Origin of the sequence: Lentzea flava, from assembly GCF_014648475.1 — a bacterium.
Taxonomy (GTDB): Bacteria; Actinomycetota; Actinomycetes; order Mycobacteriales; family Pseudonocardiaceae; genus Lentzea; species Lentzea flava.
Genome location: NZ_BMRE01000036.1, coordinates 60,691 through 82,282 on the forward strand (window position 1 = coordinate 60,691; position 21,592 = coordinate 82,282).

At 69.5% G+C, this 21,592-nt stretch carries 17 protein-coding genes, 1 pseudogene and 1 riboswitch; of the genes and pseudogenes, 6 read left to right on the forward strand and 12 right to left on the reverse strand.

From position 1 onward, the window contains the following. Positions 1-593: 593 nt before the first annotated feature. The 5 genes from IEZ09_RS31580 to IEZ09_RS31600 are packed head-to-tail and all read right to left on the reverse strand — an operon-like array spanning position 594 to position 6,816. The gene (locus IEZ09_RS31580) at positions 594-4,286 is read right to left on the reverse strand and encodes an ABC transporter ATP-binding protein (RefSeq protein WP_229813124.1); all 3,693 of its coding nucleotides are present in this window, start codon (positions 4,284-4,286) and stop codon (positions 594-596) included. A gap of 56 nt (positions 4,287-4,342) precedes the next feature. Then, positions 4,343-5,215: an ABC-2 transporter permease gene (locus tag IEZ09_RS31585; protein WP_189257458.1), complete on the reverse strand. Its 873-nt coding sequence runs from the start codon at positions 5,213-5,215 to the stop codon at positions 4,343-4,345. After that, on the reverse strand, positions 5,215-6,171 hold the full coding sequence (locus IEZ09_RS31590; RefSeq protein ID WP_189257459.1) for an ABC transporter ATP-binding protein: 957 nt from the start codon (positions 6,169-6,171) through the stop codon (positions 5,215-5,217). The genes IEZ09_RS31585 and IEZ09_RS31590 overlap by 1 nt, the downstream gene beginning before the upstream one ends. A 22-nt stretch (positions 6,172-6,193) precedes the next feature. Continuing rightward, a complete protein-coding gene (locus tag IEZ09_RS31595) occupies positions 6,194-6,634 on the reverse strand; it encodes an AraC family transcriptional regulator (protein WP_229813125.1) in 441 nt (146 codons plus the stop codon). Next, the gene (locus tag IEZ09_RS31600; RefSeq protein WP_045312139.1) at positions 6,634-6,816 is read right to left on the reverse strand and encodes a hypothetical protein; all 183 of its coding nucleotides are present in this window, start codon (positions 6,814-6,816) and stop codon (positions 6,634-6,636) included. Before IEZ09_RS31600 ends, IEZ09_RS31595 begins: the two co-directional genes overlap by 1 nt. A gap of 352 nt (positions 6,817-7,168) precedes the next feature. On the opposite strand from IEZ09_RS31600, the gene IEZ09_RS31605 reads away from it, so the two are divergent. Both IEZ09_RS31605 and IEZ09_RS31610 read left to right on the forward strand, forming a co-directional pair. Continuing rightward, positions 7,169-8,611 carry an MFS transporter gene (locus IEZ09_RS31605; RefSeq protein ID WP_189257460.1) on the forward strand — a complete coding sequence of 481 codons (1,443 nt, stop codon included), beginning with the start codon at positions 7,169-7,171 and terminating at the stop codon, positions 8,609-8,611. Between the two features lie 9 nt (positions 8,612-8,620). Further along, positions 8,621-9,301 (forward strand): TetR/AcrR family transcriptional regulator, encoded by a 681-nt coding sequence (locus IEZ09_RS31610; RefSeq protein ID WP_189257461.1) that lies wholly within the window; start codon positions 8,621-8,623, stop codon positions 9,299-9,301. 54 nt (positions 9,302-9,355) lie between these two features. Here IEZ09_RS31610 and ald read toward each other — a convergent pair whose 3' ends face one another. Beyond that, a complete protein-coding gene (gene ald, locus IEZ09_RS31615) occupies positions 9,356-10,468 on the reverse strand; it encodes an alanine dehydrogenase (RefSeq protein ID WP_189257462.1) in 1,113 nt (370 codons plus the stop codon). A gap of 104 nt (positions 10,469-10,572) precedes the next feature. Next, positions 10,573-12,816: pseudogene (locus IEZ09_RS31620) on the reverse strand (alpha-L-fucosidase). 138 nt (positions 12,817-12,954) lie between these two features. Continuing rightward, a riboswitch (glycine riboswitch) is annotated at positions 12,955-13,047 on the forward strand. Positions 13,048-13,108: 61 nt separating this feature from the next. Here IEZ09_RS31620 and gcvH point away from each other — a divergent pair. Both gcvH and IEZ09_RS31630 read left to right on the forward strand, forming a co-directional pair. Beyond that, positions 13,109-13,489: a glycine cleavage system protein GcvH gene (gcvH, locus tag IEZ09_RS31625; RefSeq protein WP_112269035.1), complete on the forward strand. Its 381-nt coding sequence runs from the start codon at positions 13,109-13,111 to the stop codon at positions 13,487-13,489. Between the two features lie 31 nt (positions 13,490-13,520). After that, complete coding sequence (locus IEZ09_RS31630; RefSeq protein WP_189257463.1) at positions 13,521-14,885, forward strand: L-serine ammonia-lyase; 1,365 nt, start codon at positions 13,521-13,523, stop codon at positions 14,883-14,885. Here IEZ09_RS31630 and IEZ09_RS31635 read toward each other — a convergent pair. Beyond that, complete coding sequence (locus tag IEZ09_RS31635) at positions 14,872-15,492, reverse strand: hypothetical protein (protein WP_189257464.1); 621 nt, start codon at positions 15,490-15,492, stop codon at positions 14,872-14,874. The two genes, IEZ09_RS31630 and IEZ09_RS31635, sit on opposite strands and share 14 nt — an antisense overlap. Further along, complete coding sequence (locus tag IEZ09_RS31640; RefSeq protein WP_189257465.1) at positions 15,489-15,842, reverse strand: winged helix-turn-helix transcriptional regulator; 354 nt, start codon at positions 15,840-15,842, stop codon at positions 15,489-15,491. Before IEZ09_RS31640 ends, IEZ09_RS31635 begins: the two co-directional genes overlap by 4 nt. Before the next feature lie 72 nt (positions 15,843-15,914). Between IEZ09_RS31640 and IEZ09_RS31645 the strand changes: the two genes are divergently transcribed. Beyond that, positions 15,915-16,487, forward strand: a complete 573-nt coding sequence (locus IEZ09_RS31645) for a flavodoxin family protein (protein ID WP_189257466.1) — start codon at positions 15,915-15,917, stop codon at positions 16,485-16,487. Here IEZ09_RS31645 and IEZ09_RS31650 read toward each other — a convergent pair whose 3' ends face one another. Next, the gene (locus IEZ09_RS31650; protein WP_189257467.1) at positions 16,488-18,077 is read right to left on the reverse strand and encodes a TROVE domain-containing protein; all 1,590 of its coding nucleotides are present in this window, start codon (positions 18,075-18,077) and stop codon (positions 16,488-16,490) included. It lies immediately after the preceding gene. 484 nt (positions 18,078-18,561) lie between these two features. Next, positions 18,562-19,212 carry a TVP38/TMEM64 family protein gene (locus IEZ09_RS31655; protein ID WP_189257468.1) on the reverse strand — a complete coding sequence of 217 codons (651 nt, stop codon included), beginning with the start codon at positions 19,210-19,212 and terminating at the stop codon, positions 18,562-18,564. A gap of 71 nt (positions 19,213-19,283) precedes the next feature. On the opposite strand from IEZ09_RS31655, the gene IEZ09_RS31660 reads away from it, so the two are divergent. After that, positions 19,284-19,688, forward strand: a complete 405-nt coding sequence (locus tag IEZ09_RS31660) for a hypothetical protein (RefSeq protein WP_189257469.1) — start codon at positions 19,284-19,286, stop codon at positions 19,686-19,688. Here the strand turns inward: IEZ09_RS31660 and IEZ09_RS31665 are convergent. After that, on the reverse strand, positions 19,685-21,562 hold the full coding sequence (locus IEZ09_RS31665) for an ABC1 kinase family protein (RefSeq protein ID WP_189257470.1): 1,878 nt from the start codon (positions 21,560-21,562) through the stop codon (positions 19,685-19,687). The two genes, IEZ09_RS31660 and IEZ09_RS31665, sit on opposite strands and share 4 nt — an antisense overlap. Between the last annotated feature and the right edge of the window lie 30 nt (positions 21,563-21,592).

The window sequence follows — 21,592 nt, forward strand, 5'->3', positions numbered from 1 at the left end:
CCCGGGCCAGGTGGCTTCTGGGGTGCCGTGGTGTCAGAGGTGGGTGTGGGTGCCGTTGGCGGCTAAGAAGTGGGTGTGGGTGCCTTGCTCGGTGATGTGGCCGCTTGTCAGGGCGGTTGTTGGTGGGCTTTGGCTGCGGTGGCCAATCGGTCGGCTCCGGTCGCGGTGGTCGGGCGGTGGGCTGCCACGAGGTGGTGCGGGGCTACGGTCAGGCCGCTTCCGAGGTGCCGTGGCGCGACAGCCGGGCGTGGGCGCCGTTGGCCGCTAGGAGGTGGGCGTGGGGGCCGTTGGCTGCTAAGAGGTGGGCGTGGGTGCCCTGTTCGATGATGCGGCCGCCGCTTGTCAGGGCGGTTGGTCGGTGGGCTTTGGCTGTGGTGGTCGGGCGGTGGGCTGCCGCGAGGGTGGTGTGGGCCTGGGTCAGGCGGCCTCTGGGGTGCCGTGGCGCCACAGGCGGGCGTAGGCGCCGTTGGCCGCTAGGAGGTCGGTGTGGATGCCTTGCTCGATGATGCGGCCGCTTGTCAGGGCGGTTGGTCGGTGGGCTTTGGCTGTGGTGGTCGGGCGGTGGGCTGCCGCGAGGGTGGTGTGGGCCTGGGTCAGGCGGCTTCTGGGGTGCCGTGGCGCCACAGGCGGGCGTAGGCGCCGTTGGCCGCTAAGAGGTCGGCGTGGGTGCCCTGCTCGACGATGCGGCCGCCTGCCAGGACGACTATTCGGTCGGCCCTGGCCGCGGTGGCGAGACGGTGGGCCACCACGAAGGTGGTGCGGGCGCCGGCCAGGTGGTCGCTGGCGGCCAGGACCGCGGATTCTGTGGCCGGGTCCAGGGCTGCTGTTGCCTCGTCGAGCAGCAGGAGATCCGGGTTCACCAGCTCGGCGCGGGCCAGGGCCAGCAGTTGGCGTTGGCCTGCGGAGAGGTGGTTGCCGCGTTCGCCCACCGGTTGGCGGAAGCCCTGGGGGAGGCCGGCGACCATGGGGAGCGCGCCCACGGCTTCTACGGCCTGCTGGATCTCTTGTTCGGTGGCGGTGGGGCGGCCGTAGGCGACGTTCTCCGCCACGTCGCCGCCGAAGAGGTGGGCCTCCTGGGGGACCACGCCCAGGCGTTGGCGGTAGGCCGAGAGGTCGTAGGTGCGGACGTCCTGACCGTCGACCAGGACTTCGCCCGAGGTGGGGTCGTAGAAGCGGGCGATCAGTTTGACCAGCGTGGACTTGCCCGCGCCGGTCTCGCCCACCAGGGCGACGGTTTCGCCGGGGGTGACGTGCAGGGACACGTCGTCCAGGGCCGGGTGGTCGGCGCCGGAGTAGGTGAAGGAGACGTTGCGGAGCTCCACCTCGCCCCGCAGGCGGGGTGGGACCGGGATCGGGGTCGCCGGGGGTTCGACGGTGCTCGGCGTGCGCAGCAGGTCGCCGATGCGGCGCAGACCCACTCGGGCCTGCTGGTAGCCGTCGAAGACTCCCGAGAGTTGCTGGATCGGGCTGAAGAACAGGCCCAGGTACAGCAGGAACGCCAGGAGGACGCCCGGCGTCAGCGTGCCGGTGGCCACCCGGTGGGCGCCCACGGCGAGGACCACCGCCTGGGCCACGCCGGAGAGCATCGCCACGAACGGGAAGTAGGTGGCGATGTAGCGCTGGGCCCGGAGGCGGGACCGGCGGTAGGCGTCGCTGCGTTCGGCGAAGGCTTCCGCCGAGTGGCGTTCGCGGGTGTAGGCCTGGGAGACGCGCAGGCCCGACACGTTTTCCTGGAGGTCGGCGTTGACGGCGCTCACGCGTTCGCGGGCTTCGGCGTAGGCGGTGGAGGAGAGGCGCTGGAAGACCGCCGTCGCCACGGCCAGGACCGGCAGCACCGCCAGGGCGATCATGGCCAGGGACGCGTCGGTGACGACCAGGGCGGCGGTGATGCCCACGACCGTGATCAGGCTGATCACCGCGGTGACGAGACCGGTCTGCAGGAACGTCGAGAGGGCGTCGACGTCCGTCGTCATCCTCGTCATGATGCGGCCGGCCATCTCGCGCTCGTAGTAGTCGAGGCCGAGCCGTTGCAGGTGGGCGTAGCTGCGGACGCGGAGCAGGTAGAGCAGGCGTTCGCCAAGGCGGGCGGCGAACACCGTGCTGCCCGTCGTGGTCAGCCAGCCGATCACCACCAGGCCCACGCCCAGGGCGACGGCCCGCCACAGCGTGGATTCGGTGCCCGTCACCACGCCGCCGTCGACGCCCAGGCGGACCAGGGCGGGCAAACCCATGCCCACCAACGCGTCGAGCACGACCAGGGCGGCCACGGCGGCCAGCGCCCAGCGGACCGGCCGGAGCAGACGTGCGAGGCGGAAGCCGGGATCGGGAGCGCGCGGGTCCTCGCCGTGCAGGACCGGGGTTTCTGTGGCCGGCGGGAGCGCGCGGACCTGGGCCAGGAGCTCCGGCGTCGGCGGGCCGCCTGCCAGGGCCGACATGCCGCCGCCACCGCCTCCTCTCCTGCCGGACGCGGCAGGGGCCGTCGTCCTGGCTTCGTCGATCAGGCGTTGGTCGCGGTCGTCCTGCGTGAGAGCCGGCCACAGCTCGCCCGTCGTCACCGGGGCCGTGGACTCGATCGCCTCGTCCGGGCCCGCCAGCAGGTCGCGGTAGAGGGCGCAGCGGGACGTCAGCTCCTCGTGGGTGCCGATGTCGACCACCCGGCCCGCGTCGAGCACCGCGATCCGGTCGGCCAGGGACAGTGTCGAGCGGCGGTGGGCCACCAGGAGGGTGGTGCGGTTGGCCGTCACCGACGCGAGCGTGGCGTGGATGGCGGCTTCGGTCGCGTTGTCCACCGCGGACGTCGCGTCGTCGAGCAGCAGGACGCGCGGGTCGGAGAGCAGGGCGCGGGCCAGGGCCACGCGTTGGCGCTGGCCACCGGAGAGGGTGAGCCCGCGTTCGCCCACCACCGTGTCGTAGCCGAGGGGGAGCGCCTCGATGAAGTCGTGGGCCTCCGCGGCCTTCGCGGCGCGTTCGACCTCCTCGCGGGAGGCGTCGGGGCGGCCGTAGGCGATGTTCGCGAACACCGTGTCGGAGAAGAGGAAGGCCTCCTCGAAGACCACGCCCACCGCGCCGCGCAACGACTCCAGGCGCAACGTGCGGACGTCCGCACCGCCCACCCGCACGGAGCCGGAGTGCACGTCGTAGAAACGCGGGAGCAGCAGGGAAACCGTGGACTTGCCGGAACCCGCCGTGCCGACCAGCGCCAGCGTCTCGCCCGGCGCCACGGAGATCGAGAAGTCCTGCAGCACCGGTTCGCTGCGGGTGTAGCCGAACGTCACGTCGGAGAAAGAGATGCCGAGCGGGCCGTCCGGAACCTCGCCGGGACCGTCCTTCACGTCCGGCTGCGAGTCGATCAGCTCGTAGACCCGCTCCACCCCGGCACGGGCCAGCTGCGCCGACACCACCAGGCCGGACAGGATCCTGGTCGGGCCCACGAGATTCGCCACGTACGTCGTGAACGCGAGGAACGTGCCCAGCGTGACCTGGCCGTGCAACGCGAGCCAGCCGCCGAGCGCCAGCACGCCGACCTGGCCGAGCAACGGCAGCGCGGTGACGGTCGCCAGCGGCCGCGACGACAGGCGGGCCGCGCGCATCCGTTCCGCGAACAGCGCACGGGCGTGCTTCTCCAGCCGCGCCACCTCACGCGCCTCCTGGCCGAAGCCCTTCACCACGCGGACACCCGTGACGGTCTCCTCGACGTGCTGCGCGAGATCGGCGGCCCGCTGCTGCGCGGACCAGGTGGCCGGGAACAACGTCAGCCTCGTGCGGCCGGCCAGCCACGCGACCAGCGGCAGCACGATGATCGCGATGATCGTCAGCGGCACCGACAGGTAGAGCATCGCCGCGAGGGCCGCCACCGCGAACACCACGGTGCCGACGGCCAGCGGCGCCATCATCAGCAGCGACTGCACCAGCTGCAGGTCGGTGATCGACCGCGACACGATCTGCCCGGTCCGCAGCTCGTCCTGCTTCGCGCCGTCGAGCCGCTGCACCGCGGAGAACACGCCGAGCCGCAGGTCGTGCTGCACGCCCAGCGCGAGCCGCCCGCCCAGGTAGCGGCGCAGGAACGCCGACCCGAACGTGAGCAGCTCCAGCACGATCAGCGCGACCATCAACGCCCACAGGCGGTCGGTGCGGCCCGTCGTCGAGTCGTCGACCGCGGTCTTGAGCAGCAACGGACCCGCCGCCTGCAGACCAACGCCGACGACCGCGGCCAGCACCGACAGCACCACCAGGCGGGGGTGCTGCCAGCAGGCGGCGGTCAGTCGGCGGATCCAGCCCTTCGTCACGCAGCCAAGACTACGGACGGGGTCCGACAGTTCAGGTGATCTTCAGAAACCGCAGGTCAGGTGATGTCCTTGGACTGGGTGACCGCCCAGCCGCCCGCGAACACGACCCCGGCCCACCCGAGGAACACCAGACCCGACCACCACCAGTCGAGCGCTCCACCGGCACCCGCGATGGCCCGCAGCACGTCCTCGACCTCCGGCGGCACCACGCCCGCCGACGACAGGAAGAGGTCGACCGCGACCGACCCGGTGAGCCCGTTGATCGACCCGTTCGGCAGGAACCCGATCACCGTCGGCACCTCGAGGTACGCGAGCACGAAGTGCAGCACGTTCTCGATCACCAGGAAGTACAGCAGCAGCAACACGATCGTCCCCGCCACGTTCGGGATCAGCGCTCCCACGCCGACGCCGAACATCGTCATGAGGATCGACGACAGCACGCAGGCCAGCGCCAGCATCGCCCAGCCACCGGCGTCCGGCAGCTGACCGGAGCTGCTGGTGAGCACCACACCGATGCCGAGGAACAGCATGATCGCGAGGCCGTAGATCGCGCCCCACAGCACGTAGACCAGCATCTTCGCCAGCATCGCGTGCATGCGCGACGGCGCCGTCAGGAACGTCGTCGTGATCGTCCGCCGGTTGATCTCGCCGGAGATCGCCATCGCACCGAAGACCATCGGGAAGATCGTCGAGATGTTGATCGCCCGCGCCATGCCGAACAGCGTGACCTTCCACTGGTCCGGCGTGACGCCGAGGAAGTCCGACACCTCCTCGAGGTCGCTGGTCGACGCGAAGTCCACGAAGAACTTCCCGAACAGGCCGGTCGCGAGCCCCCAGCCGAGCGCCAGCACCGCGGTCGGGATCAGCAGACCCCACCACAGGCCGGTCGTCGTCGTCTTGCGGAGCTCCGCCTGTACGAGGTTTCCCATCAGGCCCAACCACCCTGCTGCTGGTACGGATTCGGCGCCGGCGCGTACCCGGCGTACTGACCACTGGTGAGCTGGAAGAACAGCCGCTCGAGGTCGACCTGCTCCTCCTGGATGCCGTAGATCGACACGCCTGCCCTCAACGCGCTGTCGGCCACGTGCTTGGAGTCCACATCGGACACCGCGAGCCTGCCGTCCGGCAGCTGCTCGATCGTCTGCACGCCCTCGGCGCGCAACGCCGTCGCGAGCGCGTTGACGTCCGACGGCTGCACGAGAACGCGCCGCTGTTGCTGCTGCCGCAACTGGTCCAGCGGTCCGTAGAACATCGTCTGCCCGCGCGAGATGATCACGACCTGGTCGACGGTCTGCTCGACCTCGGCCAGCAGGTGGCTGGAGATCAGCACCGTGCGCCCCATGCGCGCGTACGACTGCAGGAACGTGCGCAGCCACGCGATGCCCTCGGGGTCGAGGCCGTTCGCGGGTTCGTCGAGCACGAGGACCTGAGGATCACCGAGCAACGCCGTGGCGAGCGCCAGTCTCTGCTTCATGCCGAGCGAGAACCCGCCCACCTTGCGGTCGGCGGCCGTGCCGAGACCGACCAGGCCGAGGACCTGGTCGGCCTGCGCGTCCGGCACGCCGATGGCCGCCGCGTACACGCGCAGGTGGTTGCGGGCGGAGCGGGAGGGGTGGAACCCCTGCGCCTCCAGCACCGCGCCCACCACGCGGCCGGGCTGGCCGAGCTGGTGGAACGGTCGTCCGTTGATCGTCGCCAGGCCGGCCGTCGGCTTCACGAGACCCAGCAGCATCCGCAGGGTCGTCGTTTTGCCTGCGCCGTTCGGGCCGAGGAAGCCCGTCACGCTGCCGGGTGACACGGTGAAGCTCAGGTTCTGCACCGCCGTGACAGAACCGAACCGCTTGGTCAGGTTCTGGGCCACGACGAGGCCGCTGCCGTCATGCATGCGGCCCATCCTGCCCGAAAGCTCAGTCCGGCAAGGCGTGCCTGGGACGCGACACGACCGGCGCGCGGTGCACCACCGGCGGGACGTCGCTGGGGATCGGCGGCAGTTCGGCGGTGAGCTCGACCGGTGTTTCCTCGGGAATCTCGATCGTGCCCGATCGGGTGAAAGGGTTGCGCAACGGCCTGCGCCGCTCGCGGTGCGGCAGTCCCTCGCCGATCAGGTGCTGGTGCGCCATGTTCCAGACCTGGCAGGGCCACCGCCGACGCCGCAGCCAGCCGGGACACGCCTTGCAGCGGCCGTCCTCGTCGGGCTGGTGCACGGTCAGCAGCAGGCGCCAGCCGTCCGCCAGCCGGTGGATCTCCGCGCGGGCCAGCGGGACCAGCGCGTCGGCCTCGCCGTGCTCGGCCACCTTGTCCAGCAGTGCCAGCCGTTGCAGCACCGCGTCTCGCAGGGCTTCGTCCATCACATCTTCGCCGTGGCCTGGTCGAGCAAGGAGCCCAGCCGCCTCGTCTGGGTGGCGGACATCACAGCGGTCTCACCCGGTGGCGTGACCAGGAGAACTCGGTCGTTCTCGACCAGAACGGTCATCGATCTGTCTCGACCGAACGGGTCGTGGCAGTGGATCCATCCCTGTGGTTCAGCCATGGAATCTCCCTTCGAGGGACACCCGACTCCGTCTTCATCGGCCGTCGGCCCTGCTCGCCGCACCGCGGGCCGGGGAATTCACTCGTTTGCTGGACGGGCCGAACACGGGCAGTGGTCCAGTTGGGGAAACTTTTGGGTCGCGTTTCGGCGGGGGTGCTGGGCGCGGCCCCCTGGAGCCCGCTATATTTGTCCTCGGCGGCCCCGCTCCCAGTGACCCCCAGGCTGGTTGAGCGCGGCCGCCCTTTCTTTTGCCCCCGATGGGCCTGCCTCCTCAACTCGCTCTGAGCGAAATCGGCTTGCGGCCAGCGGTCTCGTACGCTGTAAGGTCCTCGTACACCGTAAGGGGGACGAGATGACTTCGACGACCGAGAGGGTCGGGGTGCACCCGCAGCGCTGGGCGGTGCTCGGCGTGCTCTGCCTGTCCGTGATGGTCGTGGTGCTCGACAACACCGTGCTGAACGTGGCGATCCCGTCGATCTCCACGGGGCTGGGGGCCAGCACCGCCGACATCCAGTGGATGATCAACGCCTACTCGCTCGCACTGGCTGGTCTGCTGCTCACGACCGGGTCGCTGAGCGACAGGTTCGGCCGCAAGAAGGCGTTGCTGGCCGGTCTCGCGCTCTTCGGCGCTGGCAGTGCCGTGGCCGCCTACGCGGGCTCGTCGGAGGCCCTGATCGCGGCACGCGGGTTCATGGGCGTCGGCGCCGCGATGCTGATGCCCGGCACGCTGGCCGTGCTGATGCAGTTGTTCGACGAGAAGGAACGCCCGAAGGCCATCGGCATCTGGGCCGCGGTCACGAGCCTCGGTTTCGCGGCCGGGCCGGTGATCGGCGGCGCGCTCATCAAGAACTTCTGGTGGGGCTCGGTGTTCCTCATCAACGTTCCGGTGGCGATCCTCGCGATCGTGGCCGTGGCGGCGCTGGTGCCCGAGTCCAAGGACCCGACCGTGCGCAGGCCGGACGTCGTCGGTTCGGTTCTGTCGATCATCGGCATGGTCGCGCTGGTGTACGCGGTGATCGAGGTGCCGGAGCACGGGTTCGGCTCGGTGCGGTTCGGGGTGCCGGTGGCGATCGGTCTGGTCGCCATGACGGCGTTCGCGTTGTGGGAACGGCGCACCGCGGAGCCGATGCTCGACCTCGGCTTCTTCGCTGACCGGCGGTTCACCGGCGCGGTGGCGTCGGGTGTGCTGGCCGCGTTCGGCATGGCGGGCTCGCTGTTCCTGCTGACGCAACACCTTCAGGGCGTGCTCGGCTACAGCCCGTTGGAGGCCGGCGTTCGCGTGGCGCCGATGGCGATCGCGTTGCTCGTCACGAGCAACACCCTGGGCCAGCTCGTGCTGAAACTGGGCGCCAGCAAGGCGATGCTGCTCGGCATGACGATCGTCGCGGGCGGCGTGGTGCTGCTCTCGATCGGCACGACCTACCCGCCGACGCTGGCCGGACTGATCCTCATCGGCGTCGGAGTCGGTGTGGCGCAACCGGTTGCGGTCAACGCGCTGATGGGTTCCATCCCGCCGGAACGGGCGGGCATCGCGTCCGGGCTGTCGAGCACGTTGACGGAGCTGGGTTCCTCGTTCGGCATCGCCGTGCTGGGTGCGCTGCTGTCGGCGCGGTTCGCCGCCGCGCTGCCGGACGGCGTGCCGTCGCGCTCGCTGTCCGAAGCGCTGCACAGCGGAGCGGACATCACCCTCGTGCGGGACGCGTTCTCGTCCGGCATGAGCGTGAGCCTCGTGATCGGCGCGATCGCCGTGTTCCTCGGAGGTGTTGTGGCCAGCGTGCTGCTGCGGCGTGCCTAGGATCGGCCTGTGGACAGCGTGTGGTTCAGCAAACCCAGGCCCGGCAGCGGTCAGCCTCTCGGCCTGAGCCGGGAGGCGATCGTCCGCAAGGCGATGGAGATGCTGGACGAGCACGGCCTGGCGAAGCTGTCGATGCGCAAGCTCGCCGCCGCACTCGGCGCTGCCCCCATGTCGCTGTACTGGCACGTGCCGACTAAGGACGCGCTGATCGAGCTCTGCCTCGACGAGATCTACGGTGAGTTCGACCTGCCGGAGCCCGACGCCGACTGGGAAATCGCGTTGCGCGGGATGATGCACACGTTGCGTCGTCTCGCGCTCAAGCACCCGTGGTGGCTGCGCGGCATGGGGGAGTTCACCGCCATCGGCCCGAAGGCCGTGGCGATGGCGGACGCGATGCTCGCGACCATGCAGACCGCAGGCCTTGCGACGGCAGCCGCGGCGCGGTCGGTGTCGACGGTGTCGAGCTACGTCGTCGGGTACGCGATGGCCGAGGTGAACTTCATCGCCAGAGGCAAGATGGACACCCCGCCGCCGGACATGGGCAAGATCGCCGACCTCTACCGGGACCAGCACCCCCACTACGTCGAGATGCTGGGCGAGCAGGAGCTGTGGTCGCTGGAGGGCCAGTTCGAGTTCGGGCTGGACTGCGTGATCGACGGCATCAAGGCGCGCGTGGCGGCCCTCAGATAGGCGAAACCCCCGCAGCGGTGATCGCGTGCGGGGGCTCCATCATTCAGTTGGCTTTCAGACCACGGTCTCCAGCGGCGTGTGCACGAGGCCGGTCGCCTCGGCCACCGGGCCGTTGGTCAGCCGGCCCGCGTGGGCGTTGAGGCCCAGGGCGAGCGAACGGTCGTCCTTCAGCGCCTTCTCCCAGCCCTTGTCGGCCAGCGCGACGGCGTAGGGCAGCGTCACGTTGGTCAGCGCGTAGGTCGAGGTGCGCGGCACGGCGCCCGGCATGTTCGCCACGCAGTAGAAGACCGAGTTGTGGACCTCGTAGGTCGGCTCGGCGTGCGTGGTGGGACGGGAGTCCTCGAAGCAGCCGCCCTGGTCGATCGCGATGTCGACGAGCACCGAGCCCGGCTTCATGTCGGCGACCAGCGCGTTCGAGACGAGCTTCGGGGCAGCGGCGCCCGGCACGAGGACGGCACCGATGACCAGGTCGGCCTCGCGGACGGCCTGCTCGATCGCGAACGAGTTGGAGGCCAGCGTGCGCAGCCGGCCGGAGAACTGCGCGTCGATCTGGCGCAGGCGGTCGACGTTGGTGTCGAGGATCTGCACGTCGGCGCCCATCCCCACGGCGATGGTGGCGGCGTTCAGGCCCGCCACGCCGCCGCCGATCACGACCACGCGGGCCGGGGCGACGCCGGGGACGCCACCGGGCAGCACGCCGCGGCCGCCGGAGGGCTTCATCAGGGAGAACGCGCCGACCTGCGGGGCCAGCCTGCCCGCGACCTCGGACATCGGGGCGAGCAGCGGCAGCGCGCGGTTCGGCAGCTGCACGGTCTCGTAGGCGATGGCCGTGGTGCCGGACGCGAGCAGAGCCTCGGTCAGCGGCTTGTCGGCGGCGAGGTGCAGGTACGTGAAGAGGGTCTGGCCGGCGCGCAGGCGGGGGTACTCCTCGGCGATCGGCTCCTTGACCTTGAGGACCATGTCGCCCTCCGCCCAGACGTCGTCGGCGGAAGCGAGGATCTTGGCGCCCGCGGCGAGGTACTCCTCGTCGGTGATCGCGGAACCCAGACCGGCGCCCTGCTCGACGAACACGTCGTGACCGCGGCTGGTCAGTTCGTGAGCACCCGCCGGCGTGAGGGCGACGCGGTACTCGTGGTTCTTGATCTCGCGGGGAACTGCGATCCGCACGATGACTCCTCCGTTCGGCTGGCCTCTCGTCTCACAATGTGAGGCAGCCGGAAGGTCATGTCACCGTGCGGATCGCACTATCCAGTCACTGTCCGGTTGTTCTCCTAGGACAAAGCGACCTTGAAGACCCATGCGTGCCGGCCGACGCCGGAGGGCACGTCCACCACGAGTTTTCCACCCGATCGGGTCCATTTCAGGGGCCTGTCATGCCCCAGCAGCGTGATGCGGTCGCCGTCGCGCACGGGCACCGGCGCGTCGACCACGAGCTGCGATCCCGGCTGGACCAACGAGGTGATGTAGAACGCCTGGTCCGGCTTGACCGTGAACCGCAGCGGACCCTGCTGGGCCATCCGCGACCAGTACGTCGTGCCGTAGATCGACTCGCCGTTCGTCCGCAGCCACGCACCCGTCTCGCGGAGGCGCTGCTGCATGATCTCCGGGATCGAGCCGTCCGCCCGCGGGCCGATGTCCAGCAGGAAGTTGCCGTTCTTGGACGTCGTGTCGACCAGCGTGTCGATCACCTCGTCCGCGGTCATGTACATCGAGTCCGGCGTCGCCCGGTTCCACCCGTACGAGCGCGGGTCGAGGCCGCGGGAGGCCTCCCACTTCTTCACCACCGTGTTCGGGTAGGTCGCGTACTCCGGCGTCGTGTAGTCGTGGGTCGGGATGCCGCACCTGTCGTCGACCGTCACGTCCTTCGGCACGGCGCGGTTCTTGGCCTTGTTGAAGTAGTCGGCCAGCACCCGTCGCGAGTCGTTCGCACCGCCGATGTCGCACCAGATGACGTCCGGGTCGTAGCCGTCGACGAGCTCGGTCATCTGCGGTGCCTGGTAATCGCGCACGAAGTCCCGTCCGGCCTGGTAGCCGGTGTAGGGCTCGGGTGCGCCGGTCCACGGGTTGCGCGGGCCGTGACCGCTCCACGGGTTGTCCGGGTTGAATCACTCCGGCATCGAGAAGTAGAGCCCGTTCTTCAACGACGGCGTGTACTTCCGCGACGCGTCGAACAGCTCCTTCACCAGGTCGCGGCGCGGACCGAGGTCGACGGAGTCGCGGCCGGACACCTTCGAGTCCCACAGCGCAAAGCCCTCGTGGTGCTTGGACGTCAGCACGTAGTACTTCGCGCCCGCCTCCTCGAACAGCCGCACCCACTCCCGCGGGTCGAACTTCGCGGCGGTGAACTGCGGGATGAACTGGTCGTAGGTGAAGTCCTTCCCGTACTTCGCCGCGTGGTACGGGTGCACGGCGTTGTTCGGGTCCTGCATCCACTGCCAGTACCACTCCGCGTACTGCTCACCCGGCGGCGACCACGCGGGCACCGAGTACAGGCCCCAGTGGATGAAGATCCCGAACTTCGCGTCGTCGAACCAGTACGGCGACTCGTGCGCGGCCAGCGACGCGTCGGTGGCCTGGTAGTCCGCCACGCCCAGCGTGAACCTGGCCTTCTGCGAGGCGGAGACACGACCGGAGACAGCGACGACCTTCCCGTCGAACGTGCCGGTCCGGTAGGCGTGGATCCCGATCCGCACCCGCGCCTCCTCGCCGGGCGCGAGCCGCTTCACCGACGCGGGCGCGAGCGTCACCACGCCGAGCCCCTCCGCACGCACCCGGATGTCGGAGATCCACTGGTCACCGAGGTTCACGACGGTCGCTTCGACGGTCTGACCGCCCAGCCGCGGCAGCTTGGTCGTGCTGCGCGCGGCACGGACCGCGAGCACCGCGCCCTTGTCCACCGGCTGCACCGACAGCGCGAACACGTGCAGCGAGGACTTGCCCTCGACCGCCGGGTTCGTGACCGGCAGCGTGATGCCGACCGCGTCCTTCTGGGGATCCGTCCAGACCTGGGCCGTCCCGATCGACACGGGGTGCTGGTCGGTGCCGCCGGGTGAGTACCGGAACGGCGCGGAGATCGGACCACTGCCCGAGTACCAGTCCGGTCCGCTCACCGAAGCGGTCGTGGAAGATCCGTCCGCGTAGTGCACGGTGGCCGTCCCTCCTGCCGCCCCGTACGACGACGCCACGAGGAAGTGCGCGGTCAGGTAGCGGCCGCGGGGCAGCTCGATCCGCTGGCCCATCGCGACCACGTTGTTGTTCCCGGCCTGTGAATTTCCCGGGAAGAGGTACGGCACTCCGTCGGCCGTGACCTGCCCGGACGGCAGTGCCTCCGCCGGGAACGCGTAGCCGGAACCGTCGAAGTCGCCGGTGCGGTCCGACGCGGTGTCGATGCCGTCGTTGTCGAAGAGGTGATCGATGGGGACGGGAAGAGGGGCTGGTGCCTCGGCGGCCGAAGCGGCGGGAACGGGCGTCAGCACCAGTGAGACGAGCAAGGCGACGATGAACGGTTTCCTCATGAGACCTCCGATGTCTGCCTGTACTCACCATGGCAGCGCTCTCTCCGATGTCAACCACGTCGCGTTGACACTTGGCGGTGACCGCACATAGCGTTCGCGCCGAGAACTGAAGACCGGCCGCGGTGCCCGTGAGGCACCAGAACCCGAGTGGGAGAGACCTCGACGTACCGGTCGGGGCGCCGAAGGGGCAAGCTCCCGCACACTCTCAGGCAGCAAGACCGCTCGGGGTAGGCAACTCTGCACGGCGGAGGGGGCGCAAGTGTCCTGACCCGTCACAGCCAGAGGAGTCGCCGTGGAGTTCCCCGAGAACCTGCTCTACACCCACGAACACGAGTGGGTCGACTGGACGCCGGGTACCCAGGACCCGTTGACCTGCGGGATCACCGAGTACGCCGCGGACGCCCTCGGTGACATCGTCTTCGTTCAGCTCCCCGAGGTCGGCGCGAAGGTCGTCTCGAACGAGGTGTGCGGTGAGCTCGAGTCCACCAAGTCGGTCAGCGACCTGTTCTCGCCCGTCACCGGTGAGGTGATCGAGGTCAACAGCGCGGTCGTGGACGACCCGGCGATCATCAACAACGAGCCGTACGGTGCCGGCTGGCTGTTCAAGGTGCGCGTCGAGTCGGCGGAGAACCTGCTCACGGCCGCCAAGTACGCCGAGCTCACCAAAGACTGACTGCGCAACCACCACCACGAAGGACTGATCAGTGGCGATCAGCGTTTTCGACCTTTTCTCCGTCGGCATCGGGCCCTCCAGCTCCCACACGGTCGGCCCGATGCGCGCGGCGGCGATGTTCGTCGAGAAGCTCGGTGCACGGGTGTCCGAAGTGGACCGCGTGCACGTCGAGCTGTTCGGCTCACTGGGCGCGACCGGGCACGGTCACGGCAGCCCAAAGGCCGTGTTCCTCGGCCTTGAGGGCAACCTCCCGGAAGAGGTCGACCCGACGGTCGCGGCGACCCGCGTCGAGGAGATCGTCGCGAGTGGACGCCTGCGGCTCGGCGGCACGCACGAGATCGGCTTCGTGCACGACCGCGACCTCGTCATGCACCGCCGCAAGTCGCTTCCGTTGCACCCCAACGGGATGAGCTTCGAGGCCTACAGCGGCGACAAGTCGGTGGAGCACGCCGTCTACTACTCGATCGGCGGCGGCTTCGTCGTCGACGAGAACGCGAGCGGCACCGACCGGATCAAGCCGGACACCACACCGCTGCCACACCCGTTCCTGACCGGCGACCAGCTCCTCGCACGCACCCGCGAGACCGGTCTGTCGATCAGCGAGATCATGATGGCCAACGAGCTGTCGTGGCGCAGCGAAGACGAGGTGCGCCAAGGACTTCTGCACATCTGGCGGGTCATGCAGGAGTGCGTGGAACGCGGCTGCACCGAGCACGGCGTGCTGCCTGGCGGCCTCAAGGTCCGCCGCCGCGCCGCCGAGATGCGCAAGCGGCTGGAAGGCGAGCACTTCGCCACCGACCCGTTGCGGGTGATGGACTGGGTGACGCTCTTCGCGCTGGCGGTCAACGAGGAGAACGCGGCAGGCGGCCGCGTCGTCACCGCACCGACCAACGGCGCGGCCGGCATCGTGCCCGCGGTTCTGCACTACTACACGAAGTTCGTGCCGGGAGCCAACGACGACGGCGTGGTCAGGTTCCTGCTCACCGCGGGCGCGATCGGCGTGCTGTTCAAGGAGAACGCCTCGATCTCCGGCGCCGAGGTCGGCTGCCAGGGCGAGGTCGGCTCGGCGTGCTCGATGGCCGCAGGCGGTCTCGCCGAGGTGCTCGGAGGTACGCCAGAACAGGTCGAGAACGCCGCCGAGATCGCCATGGAGCACAACCTCGGCCTGACGTGCGACCCGATCGGCGGCCTGGTGCAGATCCCGTGCATCGAACGCAACGCGCTCGCGTCGATCAAGGCCATCACCGCGGCCCGCATGGCGTTGCGCGGCGACGGTTCGCACTTCGTCTCGCTGGACAAGGTCATCAAGACCATGCGCGACACCGGCAAGGACATGTCGGTGAAGTACAAGGAGACCGCACGCGGCGGCCTCGCCGTCAACGTCATCGAGTGCTGATCTCGGCCAGCACGCCGATCTGCTCCACCGCACTCCGCGCGACCGCGCTGTCCATTGCGGACAGACGGTCGCGCAGGGCGGTGGTGAGCAGCCAGTCCTCGATCTGCTCTCCGGCCGCCGGGTCCTTCCAGAACAGCCACGTGCCGTAGTTGCTGCTGTGCAGGAGGTCGCGGGACCAGTACTCGGCCATGTGCGCGAAAGCCCCGTCGGGAAAGCTCTCGACCAGGCGCAGCCACGGATTCATGTTCTGGTCGAGCTGGGCGGCGGCCTGGATCAGGTCGTCCAGTGACGGCCAGCGCTCCTCGTCCTCGGCCGCGCGCACGACGACCCCGGTGACCAGCGCACGGAACGCGGCGCGCTCGTCCTCAGGCCAGCCGGTCCACCCCGCCTGCTCGAGTCCCGAGGTGTACATGGAGTCCGGTTCCCGCTCCAGCACCTGGACGATCCGGTGCGCGAGCCGCCGCCACGCGAGCTCGTACTCGTCGCGGTCGAAGTGATCGGGGGTCTCCCGCGCGAACTGCCGCACGATCTCGTCCGGCACCAGCTCGGGATCGCCGTCGAGCGCGTCCAGCTCGGCCTGGGTCCAGCAGTACAGGCAGCCCTTCACCGGGCGTCGTACGCCCGTTGCGCCTCCAGCACCTCGGGCATCCGCGCCTCCAGGAGGTGGATCAACGACAGCAGCCGATCGGCCGTCTCGCGCCCGAGCGGTGTGAGGCTGTAGTCGACGCGCGGTGGGTTCGTGGGCTGCGCATCGCGGTGCACGAGCCCGTCGCGCTCCAGTGCGTGCAGCGTCTGGGACAGCATCTTCTCGCTGACCCCGTCGACCCGCCGGCGCAGCTCGTTGAACCGCAGCGGACCGTCCACGAGCGCGCCCAACGTCAGGCTGCCCCACCTGCCGGTGACGTGCTCCAGCGTCGGGCGTGACGGGCACGCCTTCGCGAACACGTTGAACTCCATGGCGGGAGCATACCTCCAGTGAGCGCTAACTGATAGCTTGCGCTAACGAAAAGTTAGTGTACGTTCTGAGGCATGACCTCAGTCGCCATCGCGTACCACTCCGGCTACGGCCACACCGCTGTCCTCGCGTCCGCTGTCGAGCGGGGCGCGCTGGAGGCGGGTGCGACCGTGCACCTGATCAACGTCGAGACCATCACCGACGCCCAGTGGGAGCTGCTCGACAACGCCGACGCCATCGTGTTCGGCTCGCCGACCTACATGGGCACGGCGTCGAGCGCGTTCCACAAGTTCGCCGAGGACTCCTCGAAGCGCTGGTTCACCCACTCGTGGAAGGACAAGCTCGCCGCCGGCTTCACCAACTCCGCCTCCAAGAGCGGCGACAAGCTCAACACCCTGCAGTTCTTCACGGTGCTGGCCGCCCAGCACGGCATGCACTGGGTGAACCTCGGTCTGCACCCCGGCTGGAACACCAGCGAGGGCTCCGAGCACGACATCAACCGGCTCGGGTTCTTCCTCGGCGCCGCCGCCCAGTCGAACAACGACGAGGGGCCCGACCAGGTGCACAAGGCCGACATCGCGACGGCCGAACACCTCGGCCGCCGCGTTGCCGAGACGGCCGGGGTGTTCGCTCGCGCCGCTGCCTGATCAGAACGGCCAGTCGGCGTTCCGACCTGCCTCGAGCAGGGGGATCATGCGGAAAGTCGCGTCGGTGAGGCCACCGAACTCGTGTCGGTTGGCCTTGCCGGTCGCGAACGCCGCCTGCTGGTACCCGCCCAGGTTGAAGCCGTAGACCGGCACGTGCCGCGGCACGACGTCGGCGACGCCCGTCCCGTACGGCCCGGCGATGGTCTGCATGTCCGAGATGATGAACACCCGGTCGTGGCCGCGGTAGGTCCGCTGCAGCGACCCGACGATGTCGGTGCCGTGCCCGACCTCACCGATCCGCTTCAGGAACCCGTCGACCGTGCGGATGACCGACGCGCCCGGCTTGACGTCGTGCCGGAACGTGCCGTCCGCGAAGCCGACCACGTCGACCTGCTCGCCCTTGGCGCCCAGCGCGACACCGAAGACCGCAGCGGCCTTGGCCGGGGTGACCTTCGATCGCGCCGAGAAACCACAGCCCGTCATCGACGCCGAGGTGTCGACGAGGATCAGCGACCGGCCCGGCAGCGCGGGCAGGTTGCCGAGCGACGCCTGCAGCGCCTGGTCGAGGGCGTGGCCCCAGCGCAGGCTCGGTGCCGCCTCGTACGCCGACAGGAACCGGAACGGGAACTGCCGCGAGCGCGCGACCTGGCCCGGGTCGGCCAGCCGGGCCGCGATGGCAGCCGCGGCCTCGTCGGACATGCCGGCCTCGTCGAAGTTGCGCAGGTTGCGCAGCAGAGCCATGTAACCCATGGACGGCGCGAGCGCCTCCCACACCTCCTTCGTCATCGGGCCCTGCAGCCATCCGGCCACCGACTCCCACGTCATCCCGGCCCGGCGCAGCACGTCGGCCGCGTCGGGACGCGTGAACAGCTCACGGCGCTGCTCGACCGGCCACGCCATGAGCTCGCGGCGTGCCGCGATCACCCGCAGCGGGGAAGGGACTTCCACGTCGCCGTCGCGGCGGCGGTCCAGCACGTACTGGAAGAGCGAGCCCTGCCAGTCGGCGGCAGGCGAGGGGTGGGCGAGGTTCAGCACGTCGGCCATGCGGAAGCCGCGCGCGTCGCTGTCCCACTTGAGGACCGCGCGCTCGTCGTAGAGCCGCCGCACGGCGTCGGCGATGCCGCGCTTGACCGGCTTCGGCACGCGCCGGCCGTTGACGCTCGTCCAGTAGGCGAGGAGCTCGCCCGGCTCGTCCGCGCGCTGCAGCACGGAGTCCACGACCGCCCGGTTGGTGACGCCCGCGTCGGTCTCGGCGACGAGGCGCGCGTACACGAACTCGGCCGCGCCGACGAGCGACGCGGTGCGCATGTTCGCCTCGCTGCGCAGCCACTTCAGCAGTCGCGCGGTCCACTCCGGATCCGCGAGCGCGGCCTCGTGGACGAGCTGTGCGAAACGGGTGTCGCGCTGGTTTCCGGACTCGTAGAAGGTGTGCTCGCCGCCCAGGTTCGACACGGCGAGCAGGAACAGCTCGGACTTCGTGTCGCGGGCGTAGCCGTCGCCGCCCTCGTAGGTGCGGCCGGACGGTGCCGGCGCCGTGGCGACCGGGCTGGTGCCCGCCGGACGTGCGCGAAAGATGTTGAACTTCGCCATCGGCTCTTCCCCCTCAAGACAAAAGAAAGGGGAGCCACGAACCCCACACGTGTCCGAGATCAAAGTCGCGGAAGGTACATGCTGCTCTGCCAAGCTGAGCTACAGCGCGATGGCTGGTGGGATTCGAACCCACGACCCGCCCATTAACAGTGGAAGTAACCCTCTGCTTCGCACCGGACACGTGTGAAGTTGTGTGCTCCCCGAGATCAGGTTCGCCAACGGGACATTTGCGTTTTGAAGACGAAGTAACCGTTGGCTTCGCACCGGGTGCAAATCCATGTAACCACGCCGCGCCAGTGATTATTTTCCGGCCGATGTGGAGTTGTGGGCGCCCGAGGTCAAGTCGCGGAAGGTGACGTGCTCACCGAGGTGAGCGAAGACCGGCCGAGACCGGCTTCAGGAATCGAACCTGAGATACCAGAAGTAACCCTCCGCTGCGCACCGGGCGCACACTCATACAACCACACGGCGCCAGCGGTTTTTTCTACGGCGCGGCCTTCACCAGCCGGCGCAGCAGGTAGAAGAGACCGACCGTGACCAGAAAACCGGCGGCGCTGATCATCACGACCTCCTCGACGGTCTCGGCGCGTGACCCCGCGAGCACGTACGCGGCACAAATCGGAACAGTTCCGACGAGCGTGTACAGCAGGAAAGTCCGGAACGGCACCCGCGACACTCCTGCGGACACCGACACGGTCTCCGCCATCATCGGAATACCGCGTGCCACCCCGAAGAACCAGGGCCCGAACTGGCGGCCCCACCGCCGCATTTCGGTCAGTTCGTCAATGGTGACGACCCTGCGCACCAGCCACGGGCGCGCAAACCGTCCGAGGGCGTACCCTGCGGCAGAGGAACCCAGGGATCCGATGATCGCGAGTGCCAGCCCCAGCGGCAGGCCGAGTGCCGTTCCCGCCAGCACGATGAGCGGAGTGGACGGCACGGGCAGCAGCACGTCCACGACGAGCAGGCCGAAGATCGCCACCGCCGCCCACACCGGGTCGATGCCGCGCACCCACGTCACGACTCCCTCGAAGTCGATGAGGTCGAGGGCCTCGAACACCAGCCAGCTCAGCAGCACGAACGCGAGCACGACGAACGGAATCCACTTCCACCGCACGCCCGTCTCATAACTCATCGGGTGATGGTCGCCCACCTCGATGCGCCGGACAATCCGCCAGTGGCGCAGGTTCCGCGAAGGAGACACACATGAGTGACGACCTCGTGCCGTTTCTGGGGCACTGGGTGCTCGATCCGGCACGCTCCGCGTACACCGGCGGCGCCCCTCCCCGAAGCGGTCACTACGACCTGCGCCTGGAGGACGACAGGCTGGTCGTCAGCATCGAAGGCGTGCTGGGGTCCGGTGATCCCATCCGCACCGGGTACACATTGGACCTGTGGCAGGACACGCCGATGAGCGTCGGCAAGGTCGACCGCGTGCGCACCGTCGTGGAGCCCAGGAAGTTCTGCACGATCGCCTTCGCGGGCTCGCAAGCGGTTGCGCGGGCGTGGCGCATCCTCGGCACGCTCAACGAGATGACGATCGTCCAGTCGGCACCGGACGCGTTCGGCGTGTGGCGTGACGACGTTTCCGTGTACCGCAGGCAGTTCTAGGAACGCGGCCGGAACACCGCGACGACCACGCGCAGGCCCAGCAGCACGCTGATGATCAGCAGGTTGTAGCCGAACACCTGGTAGAGGCCGATCTCCGGGACGATCTGCGGCCCGCCGGACGATCCGAGCAGCAACACCGCCATCACGCCCGCGGTCGCGCCCAGGACGGTCAGCATCACCTGGTGCAGCAGCCCGGTGACGAACGAGCGGTCGCGCTCGTCGGCGAAGAGCCGCATCGACATGCTCAGCCTGCCCTGTTCCATCGCACCGGTGATCCGGTCGATCCGCCGCGGCAGCCTGCGCAGCATGGGCAGCACCGCCTGGAGCTCCTCTGCCATCGTGCGCCGCACCGATTCCGGGGTGAGGCGTTCGGAGATCTGCTCGGCCGCGAACGCCCGCGACTCCACGACGATGTTGAAGCCCGGCGAGAGCACGCCCAGCGTGCCTTCCAGCGTCGCCAGCGCGCGGAACACCGCCGCGATCTCCGGCGGGATGCTCAGCCCGAACCGCGAGACCAGGGCGAACAGGTCGCCGAACATCTCGACGTCCGGGCGCATGCCCACGCCGAGGTGGCGGGCCATGAACTGGCCGAGCGCGCGCTCCAGCCGTTGCTCGTCGATGTCCTCCGGCCGTGACGTCAGCTCCAGCAACGCGTCCGTCAGGCCGGCCGGGTCGCTGCGGTCGATGGCCAGCAGCAGCCGTTGCAGCGCCGAGCGCAGGGCGGAGTCGATCCGGCCGACCGAGCCGAAGTCGAGCAATCCCAGCCGTCCGTCGGTCAGCAGCAGCACGTTGCCGGGGTGCGGGTCCGCGTGGAAGACGCCGTCCAGCATCACCTGGCGCAGCACGAACCTCAGCAACGTCCTGGCGAGGCCCTCGTCCTCCGCGGCGCCGCGCACGGGCACGCCGTCGAGCCGGTCCATGACGAGAACCCGGGAGGTCGACAGGTGGACGTGCGGCAGCCCGACCGAGGTGTCCGACACCGCCGACACGGCCGCGATGTTGCGCGCCTCGACCCGGAAGTCCAGCTCCTCCCGCAACGCCGCCGCGAATCCCGCCGCCAGGTCGCGCACGCCCAGCGCCGCACCCCACCGCGTCCGCTGCAACGTCTCGGCGAGGCGCGACACGATGTCCAGGTCGCCCTCCGCCACCGCGCGCACGTCCGGGCGCTGCACCTTCACCACGACCTCGGCGCCCGTCTTCAGCACGGCCCTGTGCACCTGCGCGATGGACGCCGCGGCCAGCGGTTCCGGGTCGATCGAGGCGAACGCGTCGAGCCCGACTTCCTCGTCCAGCACGGATCGCACGGAGTCCCAGGACGCCGGGGGAACCTTGTCCTGCAACAGACTCAGCTCGTCCACGAAGTCCGGCGGCAGCAGGTCGGCGCGCGTCGACAGCACCTGGCCGAGCTTCACGAACGTCACGCCCGCGTCCTGCAACGCGAGCCGCAACGAGCGCGCCAGCCCCGCGTCCGACCGTTCTCTGCCGCGCAGGTAGGGCCCCAGGCCGTGCCGGAACGCGATCGCGGTGATCTTCGAGTACCGGCGGGTGCGGGCGATCCGCCGCCGCAGCATGCCCCACCACTCGGTCGGCGGTGGAATCGAGCCGGTCGGCACGATGATCTCCGCGAACGCCAGCAGGCCGATCACCGCGAGCAGCGAGATGCCGAGCTGGATGGTGACCAGCGAGGTCGTCGGCGTCGCGGTGGTCTCGCCGAAGATGCCGGATGCGATCGACATCGCCAGCAGGCACGCCAGCGCCGTGCGGATCAGGCCGATGCGCAGGCCGAGGATCCGGCGCGCGGCGAGCGACATGCCGAGGACCAGCAGCAGGAAGGTGATCGGAAAAGCGATCGCGTAGACGAGGAAGTCCCCCATGATCGGCAGCCTAGGCGCGCCTCTTGACTG